Annotated in this window: 1 protein-coding gene; it reads right to left on the bottom strand. The window is 47.4% G+C overall.

Annotation, left to right across the window (positions count from 1 at the left end; genetic code table 11):
- Positions 1 to 384: reverse transcriptase N-terminal domain-containing protein (locus LKK83_RS16975; protein ID WP_324632427.1), on the bottom strand; the 384-nt coding region annotated here is incomplete at both ends.

The raw sequence follows: 384 nt of genomic DNA, 5'->3' as shown, positions 1-384 counted from the left end.
TGCGCTGACCTTCCTGGCCTAAATCCGTATGAGTCTGCCTCAAATCGGGCTTCCCATTGGGGTTCTAGTGCCAGTTTTACCAAAGCTTGCTCAGCTCTGTCCTTTATCGTCGGAATCCCTAGAGGACACTTTTCATCGCGACCTGGCTTTGGAATCCATACTCTGCGTAAGGAGCGGGCTTTGGATTTCTTCCCTAGTTTTTGAGTTAAGTCAAACCATTGTTTAGGACTAAGAGATTTTACTCCATCTACCCCGGCTGTCTTTTTCCCTTGATTGTCTTGGCTTACTTTCCTTACCGCTAGGAGCCTCGCGTAATAGGACTTACTCAGGAGTCTTTGAAGATGCCTTGCTTTCTTGGACTGTCCAGACCGTTCAGCTTTGTAA

Source organism: Phormidium sp. CCY1219, assembly GCF_035615515.1.
Classification (GTDB): domain Bacteria; phylum Cyanobacteriota; class Cyanobacteriia; order Cyanobacteriales; family Laspinemataceae; genus CCY1219.
Note: the sequence above shows the minus strand (reverse complement) of the source record. Positions and strands in the feature narration are given on the sequence as shown.